This is a genomic window from Arthrobacter woluwensis, assembly GCF_900105345.1.
GTDB classification, from domain to species: domain Bacteria; phylum Actinomycetota; class Actinomycetes; order Actinomycetales; family Micrococcaceae; genus Arthrobacter_E; species Arthrobacter_E woluwensis.
The window spans coordinates 640,253-658,144 of sequence record NZ_FNSN01000003.1 but is presented as its reverse complement, the minus strand read 5'-3'; the positions used below and the strand labels follow the sequence as shown (position 1 = coordinate 658,144).

20 protein-coding genes are annotated in these 17,892 nt (G+C 69.0%); 7 read left to right on the top strand and 13 right to left on the bottom strand.

Annotated features, from left to right (window positions below):
* Position 1 precedes the first annotated feature (1 nt).
* Complete coding sequence (dnaK, locus tag BLV63_RS03635; protein WP_066216172.1) at positions 2-1,852, bottom strand: molecular chaperone DnaK; 1,851 nt, start codon at positions 1,850-1,852, stop codon at positions 2-4.
* 166 nt (positions 1,853-2,018) lie between these two features.
* A complete protein-coding gene (locus BLV63_RS03630; protein WP_066216170.1) occupies positions 2,019-2,585 on the bottom strand; it encodes a hypothetical protein in 567 nt (188 codons plus the stop codon).
* Between the two features lie 116 nt (positions 2,586-2,701).
* On the opposite strand from BLV63_RS03630, the gene BLV63_RS18270 reads away from it, so the two are divergent.
* Positions 2,702-3,388, top strand: a complete 687-nt coding sequence (locus BLV63_RS18270) for a hypothetical protein (RefSeq protein WP_139244636.1) — start codon at positions 2,702-2,704, stop codon at positions 3,386-3,388.
* Here BLV63_RS18270 and BLV63_RS03625 read toward each other — a convergent pair.
* Positions 3,269-3,994, bottom strand: coding sequence for a TetR/AcrR family transcriptional regulator (locus tag BLV63_RS03625; RefSeq protein ID WP_066216168.1), 726 nt, complete (start codon positions 3,992-3,994; stop codon positions 3,269-3,271). The genes BLV63_RS18270 and BLV63_RS03625 overlap by 120 nt on opposite strands.
* 132 nt (positions 3,995-4,126) lie before the next feature.
* Here BLV63_RS03625 and BLV63_RS03620 point away from each other — a divergent pair, with 132 nt between their 5' ends.
* Both BLV63_RS03620 and BLV63_RS03615 read left to right on the top strand, forming a co-directional pair.
* The gene (locus BLV63_RS03620) at positions 4,127-5,071 is read left to right on the top strand and encodes an NAD-dependent epimerase/dehydratase family protein (RefSeq protein ID WP_066216166.1); all 945 of its coding nucleotides are present in this window, start codon (positions 4,127-4,129) and stop codon (positions 5,069-5,071) included.
* Positions 5,072-5,186: 115 nt separating this feature from the next.
* The gene (locus tag BLV63_RS03615) at positions 5,187-5,714 is read left to right on the top strand and encodes a DoxX family protein (protein ID WP_066216164.1); all 528 of its coding nucleotides are present in this window, start codon (positions 5,187-5,189) and stop codon (positions 5,712-5,714) included.
* 84 nt (positions 5,715-5,798) lie between these two features.
* Here the strand turns inward: BLV63_RS03615 and BLV63_RS03610 are convergent, their stop codons facing one another.
* Together BLV63_RS03610 and BLV63_RS18610 are read right to left on the bottom strand one after the other, a co-directional pair.
* Entirely contained in the window at positions 5,799-6,926 is a 1,128-nt protein-coding gene (locus BLV63_RS03610) for a glutamate--cysteine ligase (protein WP_066216162.1), read from the bottom strand.
* Positions 6,927-7,082: 156 nt separating this feature from the next.
* The gene (locus tag BLV63_RS18610; RefSeq protein ID WP_066216160.1) at positions 7,083-7,592 is read right to left on the bottom strand and encodes a MarR family winged helix-turn-helix transcriptional regulator; all 510 of its coding nucleotides are present in this window, start codon (positions 7,590-7,592) and stop codon (positions 7,083-7,085) included.
* 259 nt (positions 7,593-7,851) lie between these two features.
* On the opposite strand from BLV63_RS18610, the gene BLV63_RS18605 reads away from it, so the two are divergent.
* Positions 7,852-8,205 carry a hypothetical protein gene (locus BLV63_RS18605; protein WP_066216158.1) on the top strand — a complete coding sequence of 118 codons (354 nt, stop codon included), beginning with the start codon at positions 7,852-7,854 and terminating at the stop codon, positions 8,203-8,205.
* A gap of 122 nt (positions 8,206-8,327) precedes the next feature.
* Positions 8,328-9,665, top strand: a complete 1,338-nt coding sequence (locus BLV63_RS03595; protein WP_066216156.1) for an Nramp family divalent metal transporter — start codon at positions 8,328-8,330, stop codon at positions 9,663-9,665.
* A gap of 74 nt (positions 9,666-9,739) precedes the next feature.
* Here the strand turns inward: BLV63_RS03595 and BLV63_RS03590 are convergent, their stop codons facing one another.
* From BLV63_RS03590 to BLV63_RS03580, 3 genes are read right to left on the bottom strand one after another with little or no spacing between them, the layout of a single operon-like run.
* Positions 9,740-10,909 (bottom strand): glycoside hydrolase family 26 protein, encoded by a 1,170-nt coding sequence (locus BLV63_RS03590; protein ID WP_074783985.1) that lies wholly within the window; start codon positions 10,907-10,909, stop codon positions 9,740-9,742.
* A 38-nt stretch (positions 10,910-10,947) separates the two neighbouring features.
* Positions 10,948-11,436 (bottom strand): VOC family protein, encoded by a 489-nt coding sequence (locus tag BLV63_RS03585; protein WP_066216155.1) that lies wholly within the window; start codon positions 11,434-11,436, stop codon positions 10,948-10,950.
* Between the two features lie 5 nt (positions 11,437-11,441).
* Entirely contained in the window at positions 11,442-11,918 is a 477-nt protein-coding gene (locus BLV63_RS03580) for a VOC family protein (protein WP_066216150.1), read from the bottom strand.
* Between the two features lie 183 nt (positions 11,919-12,101).
* Here BLV63_RS03580 and BLV63_RS03575 point away from each other — a divergent pair, with 183 nt between their 5' ends.
* Positions 12,102-12,686, top strand: coding sequence for an NADPH-dependent FMN reductase (locus tag BLV63_RS03575; protein ID WP_066216148.1), 585 nt, complete (start codon positions 12,102-12,104; stop codon positions 12,684-12,686).
* A 135-nt stretch (positions 12,687-12,821) separates the two neighbouring features.
* Here BLV63_RS03575 and BLV63_RS03570 read toward each other — a convergent pair whose 3' ends face one another.
* The 3 genes from BLV63_RS03570 to BLV63_RS03560 all read right to left on the bottom strand — a co-directional run bounded on the left by BLV63_RS03570 (position 12,822) and on the right by BLV63_RS03560 (position 15,269).
* Positions 12,822-14,159, bottom strand: a complete 1,338-nt coding sequence (locus BLV63_RS03570; RefSeq protein WP_139244635.1) for a GumC domain-containing protein — start codon at positions 14,157-14,159, stop codon at positions 12,822-12,824.
* A complete protein-coding gene (locus BLV63_RS03565) occupies positions 14,156-14,869 on the bottom strand; it encodes an ABC transporter ATP-binding protein (protein WP_066216143.1) in 714 nt (237 codons plus the stop codon). The genes BLV63_RS03570 and BLV63_RS03565 overlap by 4 nt, the downstream gene beginning before the upstream one ends.
* A 97-nt stretch (positions 14,870-14,966) precedes the next feature.
* The gene (locus BLV63_RS03560; protein WP_066216141.1) at positions 14,967-15,269 is read right to left on the bottom strand and encodes a DUF4193 domain-containing protein; all 303 of its coding nucleotides are present in this window, start codon (positions 15,267-15,269) and stop codon (positions 14,967-14,969) included.
* 152 nt (positions 15,270-15,421) lie between these two features.
* Here BLV63_RS03560 and BLV63_RS03555 point away from each other — a divergent pair, with 152 nt between their 5' ends.
* The gene (locus BLV63_RS03555; RefSeq protein WP_066216140.1) at positions 15,422-16,237 is read left to right on the top strand and encodes a class I SAM-dependent methyltransferase; all 816 of its coding nucleotides are present in this window, start codon (positions 15,422-15,424) and stop codon (positions 16,235-16,237) included.
* Between the two features lie 9 nt (positions 16,238-16,246).
* On the opposite strand, the gene BLV63_RS03550 is transcribed toward BLV63_RS03555, so the two are convergent.
* Together BLV63_RS03550 and BLV63_RS03545 are read right to left on the bottom strand one after the other, a co-directional pair.
* Positions 16,247-16,609, bottom strand: a complete 363-nt coding sequence (locus tag BLV63_RS03550) for a DUF4190 domain-containing protein (RefSeq protein WP_066216138.1) — start codon at positions 16,607-16,609, stop codon at positions 16,247-16,249.
* Between the two features lie 69 nt (positions 16,610-16,678).
* Positions 16,679-17,869 carry a hypothetical protein gene (locus tag BLV63_RS03545; protein WP_066216136.1) on the bottom strand — a complete coding sequence of 397 codons (1,191 nt, stop codon included), beginning with the start codon at positions 17,867-17,869 and terminating at the stop codon, positions 16,679-16,681.
* Positions 17,870-17,892: the final 23 nt, after the last annotated feature.

The following is a 17,892-nucleotide window of genomic DNA, read 5'->3' as shown; positions in this document are numbered from 1 at the left end:
GTTACTTCTTCTCGTCTTCGTCGATGATCTCGGCGTCCACGATGTCCTCTTCAGGAGCACCGGCGGAGGCGCCTGCGGCTTCCTCACCACCGGCGGGAGCCTGGGACTGGGCGTAGATGGCTTCGCCGAGCTTCGTCTGGGAAGCCTGGAGCTTCTCGAACGCAGCCTTCACAGCGTCGTCATCCGTGCCTTCGAGGGCGGCCTTGAGGGCGTCGACGTCGGCCTTGACCTCGGTCTTGACCTCTTCCGGCAGCTTGTCGTCGTTGTCGGCGATGAGCTTGTCGGTGGCGTAGGCCAGCTGCTCGGCGGCGTTGCGGGTGTCCGCAGCCTCACGGCGCTTCTTGTCCTCGGCGGCGTGCGCCTCGGCGTCGGCGACCATGCGCTCGATGTCCTCCTTGGAGAGGGCGCTGCCACCGGAGATCGTCATGGACTGCTCCACACCGGTGCCCTTGTCCTTGGCGGACACGTGCACGATGCCGTTGGCGTCGATGTCGAAGGTGACCTCGATCTGCGGCACGCCACGCGGCGCGGGGGCGATGCCGGTCAGCTCGAAGGTGCCCAGCGGCTTGTTGTCCCGGGTGAACTCACGCTCGCCCTGGAAGACCTGGATGGACACGGACGGCTGGTTGTCATCCGCCGTGGTGAAGGTCTCGCTGCGCTTGGTCGGGATCGCGGTGTTGCGCTCGATCAGCTTGGTCATGACGCCGCCCTTGGTCTCGATGCCGAGGGACAGGGGGGTCACGTCGATCAGGAGCACGTCCTTGCGCTCACCCTTCAGCACGCCGGCCTGCAGGGCTGCGCCCACGGCCACGACCTCGTCCGGGTTGACGCCCTTGTTGGGCTCCTTGCCACCGGCGAGCTCCTTGACCAGCTCGGTCACGGCGGGCATACGGGTGGAACCACCGACGAGCACGATGTGATCGATGTCGGAGACCTTGATGCCGGCTTCCTTGATGACGTCGTGGAACGGCTTCTTGGTGCGCTCGAGCAGGTCCTTGGTCAGGTCCTGGAACTTGGCACGGGTGAGGTGCTCGTCCAGGTGGACCGGGCCGTCAGCGGTGACCGAGAGGTACTGCAGGGAGATGTTGGTGCTGGTCGAGGAGGAGAGTTCCTTCTTGGCCTGCTCCGCGGCCTCGCGCAGACGCTGGAGGGCGATCTTGTCCTTGGAGAGGTCGATGCCTTTGGCCTTGAGCTGGCCGAGGAGGTACTGGACGATCCGGTCATCCCAGTCGTCGCCACCGAGGCGGTTGTCACCGGCGGTCGCGCGGACCTGGATGGTGGAGAAGCCGTCCTCGTCCTTGCCGACTTCCAGCAGGGACACGTCGAAGGTGCCGCCGCCGAGGTCGAAGACCAGGATGAGTTCGTCTTCCTTGCCCTTGTCCAGACCGTAGGCCAGAGCGGCCGCGGTGGGCTCGTTGACGATACGCAGGACGTTGAGGCCCGCGATCTCACCGGCTTCCTTGGTGGCCTGGCGCTCGGCGTCGTTGAAGTATGCAGGAACGGTGATGACCGCGTCGGTGACCTTCTCGCCCAGGTACGCCTCGGCGTCGTTCTTCAGCTTCATGAGCGTACGGGCGGAGATCTCCTGCGCCGTGTACTTCTTGCCGTCGACGTCGACGCTCCAGTCGGTGCCCATGTGGCGCTTGACGGAGGCGATGGTGCGGTCGATGTTGTTGACGGCCTGGCGCTTGGCGATTTCGCCGACCAGGACTTCACCGTTCTTGGAGAACGCAACCACTGACGGCGTAGTGCGACCGCCTTCAGCGTTGGCGATGACGGTGGGCTCGCCACCTTCCAGAACGGAGACGACCGAGTTGGTGGTTCCGAGGTCAATGCCTACAGCACGTGACATGTGTTGCTTCCTTCCTTGGAAAAAGTAGGTGTTCGCTGCGCCCGAGGCTGTTCCTTGAGCGCTCTGCACTCAACTCTACTCTTAAGCAATCTGGTGTCAAGCAAAGTTGAGTCCGCTTCGCTCAAGTTCGCTGTGAGCGAACAGGATTCGGGTTGACAGCGGGAGCTCAGGCGAGACCGACGCCCTCTTCGGCGGCGTCGTTGGAGGGGTCCGTGTCCCCGGGGACGTTGGCGATCAGGGCCACGACGTGGGCCGCGTTCAGCGCGGTGGACGGGCCCGCCGTGAGGACCACCGTGGCGGGCGGAGCGCCCACCGCGAGCGGCGCGACCGTCGTCGCGGTCAGCGTGAACACCTCGGTGCTGGTGATCGTCTGGGGCACGGTGGAGGTGAGCTTGAGCCGCGGGTCGACGACGACGCCGACCACCGGGATGGTGTTCTCCCGCACCAGGGTGACGTCCATGGTGAGCGTGAGGAGCACGCCCGCCGGGATCTCCCCACCGGAGGCCGGCCCGGCCATCACCCCACCGCTGAGACGGGTGCGGAGGCCGCCGTCGATGAAGTCGGCCTCGGCCCACGCCGCGGCGTCGATGCCCGCGCCACTCGCGGCCGCGTACGGCGCCGCCACGGCGGCGGCGATCACCGGAATGCTCCAGGCCGCTCCCCGCACGACGGCGCGGCGCGGCGTGCTGCCGGCGGTATGGTCTTCGGGCGAACGCCCCTGCTGGTCCATCATCTGCTCATGCCCTTCCGAGGGGCCGGGCCGGAGACCCGCCAGGACCCGCCGGCACAGGGCCCCGCTCTGAAATTCAGGAGGCCGCCGGGTGCGGCGGCCAAACGATCCAAACTAGCATGACGATTGTTTGGCGATGGGCGGCCCGCGATTCCGGTGCCCAGATTTCCTTCGGGTGCGGATATTGCGGCACCCAGAAGAAATCTGGGCACCGGAACGCACAAATCTTCGGACCAGGCACTCAACAGAGCGCCACCGAGGCTCTGCGCTGGACCGCCCGCCGGCCCGTGGAAGTGGGCAATTACCGATTCGTCCTTGGCCGGGGCCGGCGCACCCGCATCTTCGACGGCGGCTACCTGGCGATCACAACGGGCGGGCCGCTCCCACCGCTCGTCCTCGAACCCGCGCGAGCACGTGGCATCCTGCGGCGGCACCTGATCCTGCCGCCGTCGTCGTTCGCGGCATCCACCCTGCCCAGCGCGGATGGCACGGCGTTCAGGCTGTGGGCGCCGGCGGAGCGCACCGCGGAGGCCGCAGCCGTTCTCACCGGACCACGCCTGGACCTCGTGACGCGGCACGCGCGGGACCTCGAAATCGCCGACGGAACCGTGCTCGTCTACTCGGCCGCACCCTTGCTGACCGCCGAACCGGACCTCTGGGCCTGGATCGAAGAGGTCGTGGCCGCACTACAGCCCGACGACGTCGGCCAGCGTCCGCATCTGATGCGCGAAGAGCTCCTCCCGGGCGGGGAAGGTGTCCGGGCCGTACTGGCCGAAGACCTCGAAGCTGACCGCCCCGAACACTGACGTCCAGACCAGGACGCCCCGGGCGAGCAGCTCGTCCGGCAGTTCCAGCCCGAGTTCGTTGCGCACTGCGGCCAAGTTGCCGGCCAGGACGTCGGACACGACGCCGGGCTCCCCCGGATCCCGCAGCGCACCGGCGCGGTGGGCCGCGTCGAGGATCCCGACCAGCCGGAGCACGACGCGCGTCCCGGGCTCGATGGTCCGCTCCCCCGGCGCCTGATACCCCGGCACAGGGCTGCCGAACAAGAGCGCGTAACAGGCAGGCTCCGCCACGGCCCAGCGGCGGACCGTCTGCGCGAGGGTCAGGAACCGCTCGTGGAAGTCGTCGTCCGGCACCTGACTCACGGCCGCGTCGACGGCGTCGCCCAGTTCGTTGTAGGCGTCGATCAGCAGGAGCGTCAGCAGTTCGTCCCGGCTCTCGACATAGCGGTACACGGCCGAGGAGACGACGCCGAGGTCACGCGCCACGGCTCGTAAGGACAGCGCCGCGGCGCCCTGCTCGGCGAGATGCTTCCGCCCGAGACTCACGATGTCCGCGATGGTGCGGGCACGGGCACGCTCACGGGGCCCGGGGGTGCGGTCGGCGCGAGGGGCTGAAGTGTCCGGCATGGACCCATGCTGTCCGATTCCGAGAGCAGCGTCAACTTTTGAGAGCAGCGCTCTTGACTTCCGTCAGGCATGGCCCCATTCTGGATTCAGAGAGCAGTGCTCTCGATTTCACTTCCACCCCAGGAGAACACCATGTCCCAGAACCCCAGCACCCACCTCGTCATCGGCGCCGGCCCCATCGGCTGGACCGTGGCCTCCCAGCTCGCCGAGCAGGGCGAGCGGGTCCGCCTGCTCACCCGCTCCGGCTCCGGCCCGGACCATCCGCTCATCGACCGCGTCCGGGGCGACGCCGGGGACCCGACAGCTCTCGCCCGGGAGCTCGACGGCGTGCGGGCCGTCTTCCACTGCATGCACGGCAGCGCCTACACGGAGCAGGCCTGGCGCGCCGAACTGCCGCAGGCCGAGCGCACGGTGCTGGATGCCGCCGCGGGGGCGGGGGCCGTCGTCGTGTTCCCCGAAAGCCTGTATTCGTACAGCGAGCCGGACCGCATCATGCGCGAGGACAGCCCGCGCCAGGCCCGCGGCGGAAAGCGCGGGGTGCGCACCGAACTGCTCGCGGCCCGGGCGGCCCACCCCGCTCACACCGTGAGCATCGTGGCGAGCGACTACTTCGGCCCGCAGGCGCTCAACGCCCACGCCGGCGAGCGCATGGTCCCGCTCGTGCTGGCGGGGAAGACGGTGCGCGTCGTGGGGTCGGCGGACCAGCCGCACTCCTTCACCTACGTGCCCGACTACGCGGCCGCCATGATCGCCGCCGCCCGGGACGAATCCCTCTGGGACCGCGTGCTGCACGCTCCGACGGGACCCGCTCTGACGCAGCGCGAGATGGCGGAGGCCTTCGCGACGGAGGCCGGCGCCCCGTCCGCGAAAGTCGCGGTGCTGCCCCGCCGGCTCATGAAGGGGCTGGGCCTGGTGATGCAGTCCATCCGGGAGCTGAACGAGCTGGAGTACCAGTTCACGGCGCCGTTCGTGATGGATTCAAGCGCGAGCGAAAAACTGCTCGGGTTCGGCCCGACCCCGCTGGACGAAGCCGCCCGGGCGACCGTGGCCTGGTGGCGGGAGCGCGCGACGGCGTGAGGCGGGGTGTCCAGTGTTCGCCGCGACCGCACGGGTTCAGCCCCTGGCGGGTGAGTGACCGCACGGACCCGCGCCCTCCAGACACTGCGGACCCCGCCTGCGGTACGTTGTGTCCATGATCGCCGACAGCACCGCACTCGATGTGGGAATCCTCTTCCTGCGCCTCGTCGTGGGAATCACGATGGCCGCCCACGGTTTCCAGAAGTTCTTCGGCAAGGGCGGGATCGGGCAGGTCGCCGCCTGGTTCGACAGCATCGGGATGAAACCGGGCAGGTTCAACGCGATCATGGCCGCGTCGACCGAGACGGCTGCCGGGATCGCGCTCGCCCTCGGGCTCTTCACCCCGCTTGCCGGAGCCGCGTATGTCGCCCTGATGGTCGTCGCGTTCTGGACGGTCCACCGGCACGGGTTCTTCGCGACCAAGGACGGATGGGAGTACAACCTGGTCCTCGGCGCGACGGCGGTGACCGTGGCGACGCTCGGCGCCGGGCGGCTCAGCGTGGACCACGTGTTCACCGGCACCGGGATCGCAGGCCTCCTCTGCGGCTGGGCGGGCCTGCTCATCGCGGTGCTCCTCGGAGTCGTCGGCGCAGTAGGCCAGCTCGCGATCTTCTATCGCCCTCCGGCGCCCAAGGATCGTTGAGGACTGATCCTCGGGGCTGAGATGTCGGGGCCGACCCCGCCGCTCGCGGCTGATGGCGAGAACGAGCCCGCGCCCGGCAGGCGTTCAGTCGAACGGCTCAGGTTCGGGACGTCGGGCGTGAGCATGGGTCGCTTCCACGATCGCCGCGACGACGTCGGAGGCGAGCCCACCGCCAAAAGCCTGGCGCTGCAGGCGCTCACCCGAGCCACGCTCGAGGATCCGCGCGATCCCGTCGCGGACCAGCGGCAGGTCGCCGGCGCCGTCGAGCGCCGCTTCGAGGTGAGCCGTGAAGTCCTCGACGACGGCGAATGCGGGGCGAGGATCGCCGGTGGCCGCGTCGAGCAGTTCCCCCCGGAGTCCGAAACGGCTCGCCTGCCAGTCAGCCAGCCGCAGCGTGTCCGTCCGGACGGCCGGAGCGGGGACACCCGCCCGCCACTCCGCCGCCGCGGTCTCGATGAGCGCCCGGACGGCTGCGGCGAGCACCACGGCGTCGTCGGCTCGGAGGCAGATATCGGCGATCCGCACCTCCACGGTGGGCTGGTGCCGGCAGAGCCGTGCGTCGAAGTACACCATGCCCTCGTCCAGCAGCACGCCGGTGCGGATCAGCCGGGCGATGGTCGCGTCGTATCCGGCCGCAGTGCCGAAGAGCTCTGCGGGCCCCGCCGACGGCCAGCGGCTCCAGATCTGGGTGCGGTAGCTGGCGAAGCCCGTGTCCTCGCCGTTCCAAAAGGGTGAGTTCGCGCTGAGGGCGAGGAGCACCGGGAGCCATGGTCTGATCCGGTCCAGGACCGCGACACCCTCGTCCCGCGAATCCACGGAGACGTGCACGTGGAAACCGCAGGTGATCTGTTCGCGTGCGACCATGCCGAACCGCCGGGACAGCGTGGAATACCTTTGGTCGCCTTCCGTCGGTGTCGTGTGCATCAGCGGCGGGGTTCCCGAGGCGGCGATCCGTGCGCCGACGGTCCGGGCCGCGTCATCCGCCAGAGAACGGCCGGCGACGATCTCGGCCCGCAGGTCCTCCGCCGTCTCGCAGGGCCGGGTGTTGACCTCGATCTGCTCCTGCTTGAATTCCGTCGTGAGGGCGGGCCCCGGACATGAGCCAGGGCCGGAGCGCGCCGCGGCGTCGAGAACGGCGCGGGCGAGAGGCAGCGGCCACCCGCTGTCCGCCGAGACGATCAGCAGTTCCTCCTCGACTCCGAACGTGCGCATCCGCGTCTCCGCTCACCTGGCCCGGGACGTCCGATCCGTCCGGGCGCCATGCCGTGTACCCCCTTGAATCATCCCACCGTGACCGGTGCGGAGAGAAGAAGGGACCTGACGACGCCGGTGTCGGGACCGCGCCAGCCTCAGCCCGTGGGCGCACCCTCAGTCCGCCGCACCGCGCCTCGGGCGCGGGTCGAACTCGGCGAGCGCCGCGATGAGGGCTCCCAGGTACCGTTCGACCGTGGCCAGCTCCTCGTCGGTGAAGGCGCCGGCCGCGGAGAGCAAGGCGCTGACCTGGCGCTGCAGGCCCGAATCGAGCATGGTCCGAGCGTCCTCAGTGGCGTGCAGGACCCGCCCGCGGCGGTCGTGTTTCGCGACCTCACGGGTGAGATACCCGGCTGAGATCAGACGCTCCGCCAGGGCCGACGTCGACGCGGACGTGATGCCCAGGTGAGCTCCGAGCATCTTGGGCGTGACGTCGCGCTCCACCGACTCGTCCACGACGAAACGCAGCGCTTCCAGGTCGTTGTTGTTGATGTTCAGATCCGCAAGCAAGGATTCCCGGGCGCCGGTTTCGACCTCACGGAACTCCCGGAGCAGATGCAGGGAGTTCAGGACGTGGTCTTCACGCCCGCCCTCGAGCCAGCTCCGATTGATCACTTCCAGAGCCATAGGCGAGACCTCCCCGTCTGGAAAATTCGGTAAACGAACTAGCAAACTCACTTTCCACTGTAGAAGCGTGATCCGGCCGATCCAACCCCCTACTTTTCTGGAAACGGCCGAGGGGAGCTCCTGACTTGAAACACCCTCTTGCATATAGATAGTTCGAGGAACTAGGTTTTTAATCAACCGGTGCATGAGCAGGAACGGCGCCGTGACATCCTCCACACCGAGCAGGCAACTCGCCTCACCCCCGTCACAAGGAGAGAGCATGCGAATCGTCAGCAAGACCCAGAACATCGTGGACAACCCGGTCCAGAACCAGTACGAGATCTACCGGGACGGAATCATCCAGGGCGTCGTCAGGTACCGCATCGAAGGAACCACGCTGCGGTTCTTCCTCTGCCGCGCCACCGGTCTCCGCTCGCCCTGGGAACGGCGCGCGTTCTACCTGGCAGCGGCCCGGGACGCGAAGCGCCGCCGCATGAACGTCCAGATCACGTCCCGTTCCATGGCCGAAGATCTCGCCCCCTTCAGGAAGTGGTGCCATGCCGCACCGCAGGAGCGCCCGGTGCGCCGCGTCGACAGCGCCGGCCTCACGCCCTCCCTGCAGCACGCCGCGTAGCCGTCCGGCTTCGCCGGCTGACGGCGTCGACCCGGTCGACGCCGTCAGCCCCCCGCCCTGATCCCGCGCGCCCTCATCCGGCTCGGCCGCCGGGGCGCGCACAGCATCCACAGGAGGACACCGTGGCCGCGGACACTCCCGGACATGAACCCGACCGCGCGGACCAAGCGGACGAACCGCACGGCGCGAAAAAGTACCTCAAAGCACTCGGCCCTGGTCTGATCTCCGGAGCCTCCGACGACGACCCTTCGGGCATCGCCACTTACGCGCAGGCAGGCGCCACCTACCAGGCCTCGGCCCTGTGGACCGTGCCCGCCACCCTGCCGCTCATGATGGCAGTGCAGGAGATCTGCGACCGCACGGCCCTCGCCACAGGGAAGTCCCTCGGCGCCCTGGCCCGGGAGAAATTCTCCAGCAGACTCCGCCTGCTCATCGCCATTCTGCTCATCGCGCTCATCATCGCGAACGTCGTGAACCTTGCCGCGGACACCCTCGCCGTCGGCAAAGGCATGGAGATGCTGGGCGCCGGCCCAGCGTTCCTCTGGAATCTGATCGCGGGGGCGGGCATCGCGTTCACTCTCGCCAAAGGGTCGTTCGCCACCATCGAGCGCCTCTTCAAGTGGCTGTGCCTCGCCCTGTTCGCGTACGTCGCCGTCCTCTTCACGGTCCACGCGGACTGGGGTGAGATCCTCCACGGGCTCCTCGCCACCCGCCTGCACTGGGATCTCAGCTATTGGGCCCTGATCGCGGCCATCTTCGGCACCACCATCTCGCCCTACCTGTTCTTCTGGCAGAGCGCCCACCGCGTGGAGGACCTCAAGGCCGAATCCTCGGATGGCGACGCCGCCGGGCTGAACGAGCGCGGACCACAGGACACGAAGAACAAGAAGCGCCTCGCCCGCGTCGACGTCTTCACCGGCATGGCGTTCTCGGTCCTGATCATGTTCGCGATCATCGTGGCCACAGCGGCGACCCTCGGACAGAGCGGCACCGAGATCGGGTCGGCGGACGACGCCGCCAAGGCCCTGGAGCCCATCGCGGGCCCCTTCGCGAAACTGCTCTTCGCCCTCGGGTTCATCGGCTCCGGCATCCTCGCCATCCCCGTGCTCGCCGCCTCCGGCGCAGCCGGCCTGTCCGGCCTGCTGAACAAGAACTGGGATCTCGATTCCTCGCCCCGCAAGGCCCCCGTGTTCTACACCCTCGTCCTCGTCGGCGCGGTGGTGGGCACGGTCCTGAGCCTCATCTTCAGCAACCCGATCCAGCTTCTGGTCCTTTCGGCGACCATCAACGCGATCGCCGCGGCGCCCTTCCTGATCATCACGATGCTCATCGCCCGGGACAGGAAACTCATGGGAGACCAGGTCAACGGCCGCCTCAGCAACACTCTCGGCTGGCTCACCGTCGTCGTGATGACCATCCTGGGGATCTTGGGGATCATCGGGACGATCTTCGGCGCCTGACGCCGGGCTGCGCCTCCCGGTGCGCGCCGGGAGGCGCAGCCGTGCACGACGACGGCGGCAGGGTCACGGTGGTTCTAGCGGCAGGAGTGCCCGGAGCCGTAGCTGAGCCAGGCCGGCAGGGACGAGGCGAACGCCTCACGGACCGCAGGATCCTTGGTGGCGGTCCAGTCGACATGGGCTTTGATCTCGGTTTCGTACTTGTCCCACTCGAACCAGTTGATCATCTTGAGCCGCGGGAAGCGGGCGCGGACCTCGTCGCTGAACACCTGCTCCCACCAGGACCGTTTGATGGTGAGCGCCTTGGACGTGTCGCCACTGGTGTTGACGAGCGCGGCGGTTTCGGCGATGGCCACGGGCTTGCCGCGCCGGGCCCCGTACTCGGCGTAGAAGTCCGGCACGGCGAGGTCGTCACCACCGGCGCCTTTGTACGTGCCGGTGAGCTGCTGGATGAACTTCTGCGGTTCGGGCACCACGTTGGCGCCCCACGGATAGCGGTTGCCCCAGTGGTACAGGGACATCCCGACCCAGTCCACCGAGGCATCGCCCGGATAGTACGGCGCGTAGGGGTCGTCCTTGCCGTCGACGACGCCGTCGCGGTTGGTGTCCAGCGCGGCGAAGTCCTTGGATCCCTTCTTCACCTGGAAGCGGCCTCCCACGAATGGGTAGCCTCCCCCATAGTTCGGCGCCCAGAGAGTGGCGCTCGAAGGGGTCGAACGCACCGCCTCGGCGACCTTCCGAAACGCCGCCACGTAGGCGCTGGGCTGCTCACCCCACTCATACCAGGACCCGTTCATCTCCTGCCCGAAACGGACGATCACGGGCACCCCCGAGGTGTTGATCCCCCGGAGCAGCTCCGCCAGGTCTTTGACGGCGGCCGGGGCCGAAGCGGCGGCGAGCCCCGCGTGGGGTTCCAGCGTGAGCAGGAGGGTGCCGCCCTGCTCACGCACCTGGTCGGCCGCACCCTCGATGTTCTTGCGGTCCGTGTCCGTGAACGGGAACCCGGAGAAGGAGACCGCCACAGAGAGGGCGTGCCCCAGGTTCTTCGCGTAGTCGGCGAGCTGCTGATGCCCCCAATCGAGGTTCACCCCGAACGCCACGCCCTCCCCGGCCCCGAGTGGCCGCGGAGGGACCGCGCAGGACGGGGCCGCCGCAGGTGCCGCGGCCGGCGGTGTCGTGCAGGACGCCAGGGAGGCCAGCAGTGCCACGGCCACGGCGGGAGTGACGATCCGGGTGATGATCCGCATGTCGCCACCCTAACGGCGGATCGCGGCCACCGGCAGGGTCAGTCTCCGCGGTACGCCGCCTGCATCGCCGCGAGATCGATCCTGGTCATCGTGATCAGGGCGTTCATGGCGCGCAGGGACGCCGCGGTGTCCGTGGACGCGGTCATGTCGTCCACTTCGGCGGGGACCACCTGCCAGGACACCCCGAACCGGTCCTTGAGCCAGCCGCACGGCTGTTCCAGGCCGCCGTCGGCGGTGAGGGCGTCCCAGTAGTAGTCCGTCTCCTCCTGGTCCTTCGTGATGATGACGAAGGAGACCCCTTCGCTCGGGCTGAACATCGGGCCGCCGTTGAGAGTCTGGAAGGCCGCGCCGTCCAGGGTGAAGTCCACCGTGAGCGCGGTGCCGGGCGGGAACGGCGCGGGGAAGGGTGAGCCCTCCAGCACGCGGGTGGTGATGCCACGGGCGGAATTCGGGAAGACCGAGACGTAGAAGTCCGCGGCCTCCTCGGCGGTGCCGTCGAGCCAGATGCAGTTCTTCAGAGCGGGCATGACGGTCACTCCCCCCGGTAGGCGGCTTCGAGCGCCGCGATGTCGAACTTCTGCATCCCCATGAAGGCCTGCATGGCGCGGCCCACGCCCGCGGCGTCGTCGCGGGACATGATCGAGCCGAGCGCCTCCGGCACCACCTGCCAGGAGACGCCGAACTTGTCCTTGAGCCAGCCGCACTGGCCCTCGGAGCCGCCGTCGGCCGTGAGCTTGTCCCAGTAGTAGTCGACTTCGGCCTGGTCGGCGCAACTGATGGAGAAGGAGATGGCTTCGTTGAAGGTGTAATGCGGGCCGCCGTTCAGGCCCTGGTACGGGGTCCCGTTGAGCTGGAACTCGACGGTCAGCGCGGTCCCGGCCGGGAACGGGGCGCCCTCACCGTAGCGGGACACCGCGGTCACGGAGGAATCGGGGAACACGGAGACGTAGAACTCGGCGGCTTCCTCCGCCTGGCCGTCGAACCAGAGGCAATTGGTGATGCTGGACATGGGGCATCCTCTCGAGGGTCCGGAGTGGGCCCGGGCAGAGCCCACGTCTTCCAAGCGTACGTCCGGACCGCGTGCGGCACGAGGGATCACTTCCAGGCCGCAGCGCCTCTGGACCAGGACGCCGATCCGGGCCTAGCGTGGCAGAGGGGGATTCAGCCGTGAATCGTTCTGAAAGGACATGACATGACGTTCAAAGTCGGCGTTCTGGTGGGTTCGCTGTCATCCACCTCGATCAACCGGAAACTCGCCAAGGCGCTCGAGAAACTGGCGCCGGAGCAGCTGCAGCTCGAGGAGATCCCCCTCAAGGACCTCCCGCTCTACAGCCAGGATTACGACAAGACCTTCCCGCCCGTCGCCCGCGAGTTCAAGGCGCGGATCGAGGCCTCCGACGCTCTCATCTTCGTCACCCCGGAGTACAACCGATCCATCCCCGGCTCACTCAAGAACGCCATCGACTGGGCCTCCCGCCCCTATGGCAGCAACTCCTTCGCGAAGAAGCCCTCGGCGGTCACGGGCGCCTCGCCGGGCAACATCTCCACGGCGGTGGCGCAGCAGCACCTGCGGAGCATCCTCTCGTTCGTGAACTCCCCCGAGCTCGCGAGCCCGGAGGCGTACATCCACTTCACGCCCGGCCTGATCGACGACGACGCCACCGTCACCAACGAGGGCACCGCAGAGTTCCTGCGCGGCTGGCTGGACGCGTTCGCGCTGTTCGTCGCGCGCGTCACCGCCGCGGTGAACGACGGGCAGGATCCCGGCCGGGGCTGATCGTCCGCCCGTCCACCGACAGCCTTCGCACATCGATTGCTGCGAAGTGGTCGTTCTGTGCCCTCAAAACGACCTTGTCGGAGCAGTCGATGGACGGGGACCGGGACGGGCCGGCTCTCCTGAGTGGGGCGCCCGTCAGCGGCGGGAGGCGAGCCCGGCGAACCGGAGGACTGCCAGCAGCCCGAGGCCTGCCGCCAGCACGCCGAGCACCGTGCCCGACGGGAACCGCGTTCCCGCCCAGAGCAGCCACACCGCCGGAATCACGGGCCTGAGCAGCCACAGCACCATGAACACGGCGGTCGTGTCACCCACCGGGGTGCTGACCGGCGTGAGGTACTGGGCGGGCAGGCCCGCCGCTCCCAGACTCGCGAACCGGATCAGCGCGGCGCAGGCCGTCACCAGGAGGGCGGGTGCCAGGCGCGAGGGATCGACGGCCAGGACCGGCGCCGCGACGGCTGCCAGCAGGACGATCAACGGCAGCGCCGCGTGGGCCAGGAGCCGGGCCGGCAGCGGCTGCGGCACGACGACGTCGAACCCCACGGTGTCCGCGACGTCGCCGAGGGCGCCGCTCAGCCGGGTCATGGCGGCCTGCGCGAGCAGCAGCACCACCGCGAGCATCGCCGGAGTCGCCCCCACCCGAGCCAGGGCCACCGCGCCGCCAACCAGGAGCACGAGCGCGAGCCCCACGCCCCACGGGTCCTGCCGGAGATAGCGGAGGTCGATGGCGATCGATCGCACGAGCAGGCCCACCGGAAACGTGCGCCCTGTCCGGCGTGGCCCGCGCCGCGGGATCCCGGCGGCGAGAGATCGGTTGTCCCCCGTCATGAGTCCGGCGAGCGCGACATCCCGCGCGGCGGTCAGATCCTCAAGTCGCGGGATCGTCAGGCCGGTCGGACCTCGCTGCTTGCGGGACGCCAGCACGGCCGAAGCGATCCCGCCGATCAGTCCGACTCCGAGCGCCGTCCCGAGGATGCCCGGAAGTCCAGGGGCTTCGCCGTTCCCCTGCCACCAGGCCAGGACGGGCAACGCGGCGAGGACCAGCGCGAAGAGCACCGCGCACCCCTGGATGAGCCGCGTGCGAGCGCCGAGCGTGGCCCGGACGCCGAACGGCCCCGCGGCCAGATAGTGGAGCTCCTCGGCGGAACTCCACGCCGGGCCGAGGTAGGCGGGGGTCGCCACGGCGGCCAGGACGAGGAGCGCTTCCAGGCCTGCGACGAGGCCGAGCACTCCGGCCGAAGAGAGCGGGGCGACCGGCCCGGCCAGCACGAGCACCACCGACCAGACACCCGGTCCGATCACGAGCCCCAGGAGCAGCGCTGCCAGATACCAGGGGTACCAGCGGCCGTCCTCGGACGTGCCGCGGAGCAGCACTCGCACCGCCTGAAGCTGCCGGCGGCCCGCCGGGCCTGGAGAGGCGGGGCCGGGCGATGTGTCCGGGTCGCGGGATGCGTCGGGTCCGGGTGATGCGCTCACGGCGCTCCGTCGCCGGAGTCGAAGCCGGGCTCGTCACCAGGTTCGCCACCGGACTCGTCGTCCGCCCACGTGCTTCCGTCCTGCTCGCGGGCCAGCACCACCTCGTGGGCGCCCAGCAGGTCCACCAGACGCGGGTCGTGCGTGGCCAGCAGGACGCCGGCCCCGAGGTCCCGGCGGCGCAGCATCAGCTCGGCGATGACCTGACGGCGCCGGGCATCCAGACGCTGTTCGGGTTCGTCCAGGACGAGCAGCGCGGCGGGGCGGGCGAACGCCATCACGAGCCCGATCCCCTGGCGCTCCCCCGAGGACAGCTCATCCGGATACTGATCGGCCAGCCGGGCCAGGTCCAGGGCTTCGAGCACCTCGTCGAGGGGCAGCGCCATGCCGCCCGCGCCGGCCCAGGAGGTCTCCACGAGGTCCAGGTGTTCCGCGATGGTCAGGCGGGCGTAGAACGGCGGCGGGCCGGTCATGGCGGCGATGCCACGGGCGCCGTCCCCCAGGTCCACCCGGCGGTCGAGGGTCCCCGTCGTGGGGGCGAGGCGGCCCAGGGCCAGCCGCAGCAGCGTGGTCTTGCCGGAACCGTTGGGCCCCGTGAGGGCCACGATCTCCCCGGGCCGTACGGTGAAGGTGGTCGGCCGCACGAGCCAGCGCTCGCCCACCTGGGCTCCCACGGCGGAGGCGCGCAGCAGCGCGGCCGGGGTGTCAGTCATCGGAGCGTCCCGTCGTCGTGCGTCCGGAGGTCATCCGCGGTTCCTGGCCAAACAAAAGCGCCCGCGCCGGAAACCGGCACGGGCGCTTGAAAGTCGATCAGCCTTCGCACTCGACGCAGTACACGAGGCCATTCTTCTCTCGTGCGATCTGCGAGCGGTGCCGGACCAGGAAACAGGAGGCGCAGGTGAACTCATCCGCGCGCTCCGGGATGACCACCACGGTGAGTTCCTCATTGCTGAGGTCCACATCAGGGACATCCACACCATCAGAGGTGTCCGCCTCGTCGAGCTCACGCACCACGCTGCGGGCATCGCCCGAGTTGACGGTCTTCAGCGCCTCAAGGGACTCGTTCTGGATCTCCGCAACATCGGAGCGCACTGCATCGTAGTCGGTTGCCATGTGTGGCCTGCCTCTCCTCGCCTAGTGGACGCCTGGTGGGACGTCACGGCAATGCATCATAGGGCACCCATGACCACATAGCCAATCGCTTCCGGAATTCCTTCCACCGGACACCCATTCCCCCTCGTCACCCCCGGGAGTACGGTGTCTGCATGAGCGCGCAGGAACAGGACGACGTCTACACTCACGGCCACCACGCCTCCGTGGTCCGGGCCCATGCCAGCAGGACCGCGCGCGAGTGCGCAGGCTACCTTCTGGAGCACCTCACCCCGGGCGTGACGATGCTCGACGTCGGATGCGGCCCCGGCAGCATCACGTGCGACTTCGCCGAGCTGGTCGCCCCCGCCGTGGTCACCGGACTGGACCGCGCGCCGGAGGTGGTCGAACAGGCCGCGGAGCTCGCCCGTACCCGTGGCGTGGAGAACGTCGCCTTCGTCTCCGGCAACATCTACGCGCTGGACTTCCCCGATGACACCTTCGACGTGGTCCACGCCCATCAGGTGCTCCAGCACCTCACGGATCCCGTGGCCGCCCTGCGGGAGATGCGCCGTGTGGCCAAGCCCGGCGGCCTCGTGGCCGTGCGGGACGCCGATTTCCACGGCATCTTCTGGTACCCGGAGATCCCGGAGCTGGACGAGTGGATGGAGATGTACCAGAAGGTGGCCCGGCACAATCAGGCCGAACCGGACGGCGGACGGCACCTGGTGTCCTGGGCCCAGGAGGCCGGTTTCACCGACGTGGCCCCGAGCAGCAGCAACTGGACGTACGCCACCGCCCAGCAGCGCCGCTGGCTGGCCCGCGTCTGGGCGGAGCGCGTCGTGCACTCCTCCCTCGGGGAGCAGGCCCTGTCCTACGGCTATGCCACGCAGACCGGCCTGGAGCGGATCGCCGCGGGCTGGCACCGCTGGGGCGAGACGAGTGACGGCTGGCTCGTCATGCCGAACGGCGAGGTGCTGCTGAGGGCCTGACCCGCGGCGCTACTGGCTCTGCACGCCTGAGACGCCGGCGGAGAACATCAGGGTGAAGATCCCGATCATGAAGAACAGCACGATCGCCCAGCCCACCAGCATGATGCTGTTGATGATGATGCCCGCGACCGCGATCCCCTTGCCGGCCGGTTCCTTTCGCGAGCCGACGATGCCGAGCACGAGCCCGACGATCGGCACCAGGAAGGTCCAGCCGAAGAACATGCTGCTCAGGCCGAGGACCAGCGACGCGATCGAGTTCCCCTTGGGCTGCGGCGCCGGGAAGGTCAGGTAGACCGGCGCGGGCTGCGAACCGTACGGCCCGGGCCCGGTGGGCGGGTAGTCCGGCGGGTAGTTCGGCGGCACCTGGGACACGGTTCAGCTCCTTGATTCGTGGCGGCGCCGCTTCACCGGTCGCCTCCGTCTCGTTCTCCCGGCATTCTGTCAGACCGCCGTGGGCTCCGGCACGGTGCTCCGTGCCGGCACACTGGCCACCTGGCGGATGAAGAGGATGAGCCACGTGAAGATCAGGGCGAACGCGATCAGCTCCATGCCCGTGAGGTTGTAATAGCCCAGAGGCAGGTACAGGACCACGGAGACGACCACACCGGTCACGAACACGCCGCTGGCCACGTGGAAGGTGAAGCCGAGCCCGGGGATCCACCACGGCAGCGCGATGACCAGGACGCCCCAGGCCACCACCATGCCGGTGGCGCCGGTGTTGTGGAGCAGTTCGGATTCGTCCACGGGCACCAGCCCTGCGAGCGCGAGTCCGACCCCCATGAGCACGAGGCAGCCGTAGACGGGGCGCAGTTTCGGGTGCAGGTACCGTTCACGTCCCACGTTCTTCGCCCAGCCGCGGGCGCCGAAGAAGCGCAGCCACCGCTGCCCGGCCTGCTGCCGCAGCGTCTGGATCTGTGTGAAGGCGACCGCGCCGGCGTCGGACTCCGAGAAGTGCTGCAGATCCGCCAGGATGAAGTGCGCGAGCGTGACGATCAGCGCGCCCGCCACGAGGAGGGTGATGTTGAAGGTGTAGGCGGTCCCGGAGTGCGCGGTGCCGAGGGCGCTGATGTTGGACTGCCACCAGTCCGACTGCTGGGTGGTCATCATGGCGTTCAGCACTCCCATGACCAGGAAGGCGCCGAGCAGCGTCGCGACGCGTTCGGTCGTGAGGTTCTGGGCGTTCACCGCGGTCAGGTACGCGGCGGCGCCCGCCGTCATCGCAAGCAGGAGAGCCGCGGCGAACGCGTCCAGGGTCAGTCCGATGAAGGCCTGCTGGAACAACGCGAACAGCGCCACGGCGCCCATGTACGCGAGGGCGGCATGGGAGAGGGCCAGCGCGACGACGTCGAGCAGGTACAGCCAGGGCGGACGGCCCGCGGTCCGCACGCGCTGAACCACCCGGCCGCCCACCACGAAACCGAAGGCCGCGAGCGCGACGACGGCGCTGAGGACCGCGGCGGCGACACCGATCGAGCCACTGCCGGAGAGCGGCGGATGCGCGCCGAAGAAGATGATGAAACCGGCGAGGAACCCGAGGATCAGGGCGCCGCCACCAGCCTGCAGAGCACGCTCTTCGGCGGTCTTCCTGGGCGTCGAGGCAGGGTTGCTGGTTCTCAGGGGCGGCAGTGACATGTCTCTATTCTGCCCAGTCGCCG